Annotated in this window: 7 protein-coding genes; 4 read left to right on the top strand and 3 right to left on the bottom strand. The window is 70.1% G+C overall.

Annotated features, from left to right (window positions below; all coding sequences use genetic code 11):
- Positions 1-652: 652 nt before the first annotated feature.
- Both D7W81_RS39835 and D7W81_RS39830 read right to left on the bottom strand, forming a co-directional pair.
- Positions 653-1,117, bottom strand: a complete 465-nt coding sequence (locus tag D7W81_RS39835; protein WP_147445798.1) for a hypothetical protein — start codon at positions 1,115-1,117, stop codon at positions 653-655.
- Positions 1,114-1,383 (bottom strand): hypothetical protein, encoded by a 270-nt coding sequence (locus D7W81_RS39830; RefSeq protein WP_244227760.1) that lies wholly within the window; start codon positions 1,381-1,383, stop codon positions 1,114-1,116. The genes D7W81_RS39835 and D7W81_RS39830 overlap by 4 nt, the downstream gene beginning before the upstream one ends.
- Between D7W81_RS39830 and D7W81_RS44285 the strand changes: the two genes are divergently transcribed.
- A complete protein-coding gene (locus D7W81_RS44285) occupies positions 1,376-2,179 on the top strand; it encodes an SDR family NAD(P)-dependent oxidoreductase (RefSeq protein WP_279637939.1) in 804 nt (267 codons plus the stop codon). The two genes, D7W81_RS39830 and D7W81_RS44285, sit on opposite strands and share 8 nt — an antisense overlap.
- Positions 2,180-2,182: 3 nt before the next feature.
- On the opposite strand, the gene D7W81_RS39820 is transcribed toward D7W81_RS44285, so the two are convergent.
- Positions 2,183-2,557, bottom strand: a complete 375-nt coding sequence (locus tag D7W81_RS39820; RefSeq protein ID WP_120560545.1) for a GFA family protein — start codon at positions 2,555-2,557, stop codon at positions 2,183-2,185.
- Positions 2,558-2,729: 172 nt separating this feature from the next.
- Here D7W81_RS39820 and D7W81_RS39815 point away from each other — a divergent pair, with 172 nt between their 5' ends.
- The 3 genes from D7W81_RS39815 to D7W81_RS39805 are packed head-to-tail and all read left to right on the top strand — an operon-like array spanning position 2,730 to position 4,857.
- On the top strand, positions 2,730-3,026 hold the full coding sequence (locus tag D7W81_RS39815) for a hypothetical protein (protein WP_244227759.1): 297 nt from the start codon (positions 2,730-2,732) through the stop codon (positions 3,024-3,026).
- On the top strand, positions 3,023-3,310 hold the full coding sequence (locus D7W81_RS39810; protein WP_120560544.1) for a hypothetical protein: 288 nt from the start codon (positions 3,023-3,025) through the stop codon (positions 3,308-3,310). Before D7W81_RS39815 ends, D7W81_RS39810 begins: the two co-directional genes overlap by 4 nt.
- Complete coding sequence (locus tag D7W81_RS39805; RefSeq protein ID WP_120560543.1) at positions 3,307-4,857, top strand: PepSY-associated TM helix domain-containing protein; 1,551 nt, start codon at positions 3,307-3,309, stop codon at positions 4,855-4,857. The genes D7W81_RS39810 and D7W81_RS39805 overlap by 4 nt, the downstream gene beginning before the upstream one ends.
- Positions 4,858-4,967: the final 110 nt, after the last annotated feature.

Raw genomic sequence — 4,967 nt, 5'->3', positions numbered from 1 at the left:
GGGGTGGGCGGGATTCGCGCGGCCCGGAAGGCAGATGGCCTCCCGGGCTCCCGGAGCTACGCTCACGCAACGCCAGGTGTCGGGGCAGTCCTCCGTCGTCTGGCAGCGGGTGCTGCACAGGTAGCCGGTCCCCCGCCCCGTCATGGCATGGGCACAGAGCCCGCTCTGGCATTCAGCGGCGCCGTGAGGACTGCAGTCCTCTCCGGTCTGCTTCGTTCCGGCCTGCTCCGAAGGCTGGAGTGAGGGCCGCCATTCGCTGATCACCCTGGGGGTGATGGGCTGGGGTGTCGTGGCTTCGATGGCCTGTGGATCGCAGGCGGGGAGTGTCATCAGCAGCAGCGCTCTCCAGGACAGGCGAGCGCGGGTCCGAAACGCCTTGGGACGTGACGGTGTGGCTTCAGGCAAGACCAAGCAGTTCCTCCTTGGGTGACGCAGGCCCGCGCATTGCGCACTGCGTGCCAGGAGGAATTCGGGCGTCGCCAGGGGCAGACGCCGTCGATCACCGCGAGATGTCAGGGGCGAGGATGCAGGTTGCCTGCCACGAGGGTGGCGACAGGGGGTACCCCTCCCGACATCCTGAAATCGGGATGGCAATGCATCCCGTGGACAGGTGGACCCCCCTGCCCGGGAGCCCTCCGACGTTCACTGCGAACTAGTGGAAGATGGCGACGGCCTGCTCCAAGCCCTCGGCCCACTCCAGCAGGCACGACGCGTCCACGCCGAAGGTGACCTCGATGCGCGCCTTCGCGCTGGCGTAGACGAGGGTGAAGTCCGGCTTCCACCGGTCGCTGGCCGCGTCGGAGCGGGAACGGACCTCGACGGTGCAGGTGACGTCCCGCCCGTTGTCCAGGTCCAGGCTGAAGGACTCCTGGGTGGCCTGCCATTGCCGGAGCGCCCGCAGCAGGGCGTCGAAGTGGATGCGGAGCACCACGACCTGTGGCAGCCGGAGGTCGAAGTCCTCCACGACCTCGCTGAAGTCGTGATTGTCCCTGCGGAAGCTTGTTCCGGTACTGCGCAGCTCCATCAGGAAGCAGGGTTCCCCGTCCAGGAACATGGCCCGGCGGACCTTTCCTTCCAGGGTGTTGTAGCCAGCATTCGAGGGAAGGCGGAAGGTCACGAGGGCGAACCACCCGGCGTCACCAGCAGCCGGACCGCCTCCACTACGGAGCGGCGCCTCCGGCGGATCTCCGCGGGTGTGGGTGGGGTAGCCGTGGCGCAGTAGGACAAGGGGAAGGCCCACGTCTTGGACAGCGCCAGCACCAGCGCCAGCGCCAGCAGCTCGTCCGCCGCGAAGTGCTTCGACACCAGCCCCTCCTTCTGGGCCTTCGCGATGGCCGCCGCCTTGTGCTGGTTGTTGCGCGCGACGGGCTCCGGGATGCCCACGGAGGGGCCGTGCTCCAGTTCGTACCAGGTGGCCACGGCGCGCAGGCCGGAGCAGCTGGCCTCGCTGGTGGAGCGCCATGGGGACCGCGTCCGCGCGGTGGCCCTGGACGTGACGAACCCGGAGCAGGCAAGGGCCGCGGTCCGGACCGCGGTGGAGGCGTTCGGCCGGCTGGACGTGGTGGTGAACAACGCGGGCTACGGCAGCCTCGCGCCCATCGAGCAGGTGACGGACGAGGACTTCCGCTCGCAGCTGGAGACCAACCTGTTCGGGGTGATGAACGTCACGCGCGCGGCGCTGCCGGTGCTGCGTGAGCAGCGCTCCGGGCACGTCATCCAGGTGTCCTCCATTGGGGGGCGCCTGTCCACGCCGGGGCTGGGCGCGTACCAGGCCGCGAAGTGGGCGGTGGGGGGCTTCTCCGAGGTGCTGGCCAAGGAGACGGCTCCCTTCGGCGTGAAGGTGACGGTGCTGGAGCCGGGCGGCTTCCGCACGGACTGGGCGGGGGAGTCCATGACCATCCCGGAGTTCCGGCCGGAGTACGCGCCCACGGTGGGCGTGGTCGCGCAGCACATGCGGGCGCGGACGGGGAAGGAGCCGGGCGACCCGGACCGCGCGGCCCAGGTGCTGCTGAAGGTGGCCGCGCTGGCGTCTCCGCCGCTGCACCTGGTGCTGGGCAGCGACGCGTTCGAGCTGTCACAGGAGAAGCTGGACGCGCTCAAGGCGGAGGACCAGAAGTGGAAGGACCTGTCGCTGTCCACCGACTTCCCGGACGCCCGCGCCCCGGCCCCGCGCCTGTGACGGCTACCAGAGGTTGCGGCCGTCCACGAACTTCACGTGCACTGCGTCCAGGTTGAAGTCGTCGAACAGGCGCGCGTTGAGGCCCACCTTGAACTGGCCGGGCACGGGCGCGTTGTTCTCCCAGACGGGCGTGTCCGTCCAGGTGCCGCAGCCGCACTGCTGGCAGTGGTGGTGTGCGACGGGCGCGTTGCGGTCGTAGGTGGCCACCTGGCCGCGACTCGTGAACTTCACCTGCTCCGGCGGGTAGTAGGCCCAGAGCACGCCGCGCTTGGAGCAGAACGTGCAGTTGCAGCGGGTGACGTCCTTGGGCGGCGCGGTCACCTCGAACCGCGTCGCGCCGCAGTGACAGCTTCCCTTCAGGGTCGTGGCTTCACTCATGCCGCCATCATCCGGAGCGCGGCATTCCCTGGAAGTGGGGAGCGCCGGCGGTGTTCGTGCGCTGACGCTCGCACCGGGAGCACGGGTGACCTCGACCTGCCTTGACAGGCCTGGGGTCCATCGTGAGGATGCAAATCATTATCAACATGGAACCAAGAGACAGGGCCACGCGGTGGTCACGGTGCTGAGCCTCGCCGCGCTGTGCTTCTGCGTGTCGGCGGTGTCGTGGCAGGGCGCGGGTGGCCGTGCGCGGTGGCTCTCGGCCGTGCCGTGGGTGGCGTCGCTGGGGTGCTGCGTCGGTGACTTCGGGCCGGTGGCGGGGTTGCTGGTGCTCCTGGTGCTGGCGATGACGGCGGCCTCGGTGTTGGTGCTGGTGCTCGCTCCCCGGCCTTCGCGTGCGCGCACCTTCGCGTGGGTGAGTGGCGTGGTGGGGCTGGTACCCGTGGCACTGATGGGCGTGGGGCGATGAGCGCGGGTCGTGGGGACAAGGCGGCGAACCACTCCGTCGCGAGGACGTTGGCGGCGGTGGTGGGCGCACCGCTCGCGGCGTTCGCGGTGGGCGCGGCGCTGATGGCCTTCCTGCCGGTGTCCGGGCCGTGGGCCTTCGCGCTGGGCTTCCATGGGGGGCTGCCCGTGTGGGTGGCGCTTGCGTGCACGCTGCCGCTGGCCCGGAATGGCCGGGTGGCCTGGGGCGTGTGCCTGGCGGTGGTGGTGCCGGTGGCCGTCGCGCTGATGCTTCGAGGGCCGCGATGAAGTTGTCGCCCCGGACGTTCCGCATCCAGTTCGACCTGCATGCGTGGGCGGGCGTCGTCGCCAGCCTGTTCCTGTTCGTCATCTTCTTCTGCGGTGTCTTCGCCATGTTCCGCGAGGAACTGGAGGTGTGGCAGGAGCCCGCGCTCCATGTCGCTCCGCCCTCGGAGTCGCCGCCGTCGTTCGACGTGATGTTGGAGCGGGTGCGGGAGCAGGGGCCGCTGCCGCGCGGTTCGCACGTGGGCCTGCTCACGCACGAGGAGACGCGGTTCATCACCGCGTACCTCTTCGAGCCCACCGGAATGCGAGTGGTCTGGTTGGATCCGCTCACCGGCACCGCGCTGCCGGAGCGCAGCCGCCTGGCCAGCGAGCTGTACTGGATGCACTTCTTCTACCGGGTACCCTGGGGGATGGAGTTTTCGGGCCTGGTGTCGGTCGCACTGCTGGTGGCGCTGGTCAGCGGCTTGTGGATCCACCTGAAGGACCTGCGGGCGCAGTGGTGGCGCTTCCGGCCCACGGCGAAGCCGCGCTTCTCCGCGTCGGACGCGCACAAGGTGCTGGGCGTCTTCGGGCTGCCATTCACCGCGATGCTCGCGTGGACAGGAGCGGTGTTGTGTCTGGCGGGGCTGGCCGCGCAGGGCTTCGGGAGCACGGTCTACCGGGGACAGGCGGACCGGGTGACGCAGCTGCGTGGCTACAGCGTGCCGGTGCGAGAGGCGTCCGGGAAGGACGCGCCCATGCTGTTGCTGGATGCGGTGGTGGACCGCGCCCGAGCATCGGTGCCCGGCGCGGAAGGCACGCCCCGGTACGTGGAGCTTCACGACTACGGGGACGCGCGAGGCTGGGCGGGCGTGTACTTCCAGTTGTCGCCGCTGGGGCCGGACCACTTCGCGCACGTGGACAGCGTGAGCGGGGAGACGTTCGGAACGAGCGTGGAATCCCGCACCCCGAACTTCACCTTCGAGCGGCTCCTCTTCGACCTGCACGCGGGCCGGTTCGCGGAGGCGCTGATGAAGCCGCTCTACGCGCTGCTCGCGTTGGCGATGTGCGCGGTGCTCGTCACGGGCAACCTCATCTGGCTGGAGCGCCGCGACCCGCTGCGCACGCGCCGCGGCAACCGCGTGCTGGAGCGGCTGACGGTGGGTGTGTCCGCAGGACTCGCGTTCGGCACGGCGGTGTACTGCGCCGCGAACCGGGTGCTGCCGTGGACGCTGGCGCGGCGAGGGGACTGGGAGTTCGGCCTGTTCCTGGGCGCATGGGCGCTCGCGGTCGTCATCGCGCTCGTGCCGAGCGGTTCATCGCGGCGCGTGGGCAGCGTGCTGTGCGCGGCGGCCTCGGTGCTGTTCGGCGCGGTGGTGGTGGGCGACGTGGTGGCGCAGGACGCGAACCTGTTCACGGCGCTGGACCGTGGCTTGCCGCCCGTGTTCCTGGCGGAAGCGCTGCTGTTCGCGATGTCGCTGGGCTGTGGCGGGCTCGCGTGGGGCCTGCGCATGCGGAAGACGGTGGCGTCCGTGCCCGGTGGCGATGCGCCTGATTCACGGCTCGGATGAATCCGTCGATGGTCGCGGGTTGAATTTGCATGAGCCGGCTGGAGCTGAGTGAGGAGCAGAGGGGCGAGCTGGAAGCGTGCTTCCGAACGACGGAGGACCGCCGATTGCGC

The organism is Corallococcus aberystwythensis (genome assembly GCF_003612165.1).
In the GTDB taxonomy this organism is placed as follows: domain Bacteria; phylum Myxococcota; class Myxococcia; order Myxococcales; family Myxococcaceae; genus Corallococcus; species Corallococcus aberystwythensis.
The sequence above is the reverse complement of the archived record's forward strand: the minus strand, read 5'-3'. Positions and strand labels throughout refer to the sequence as shown.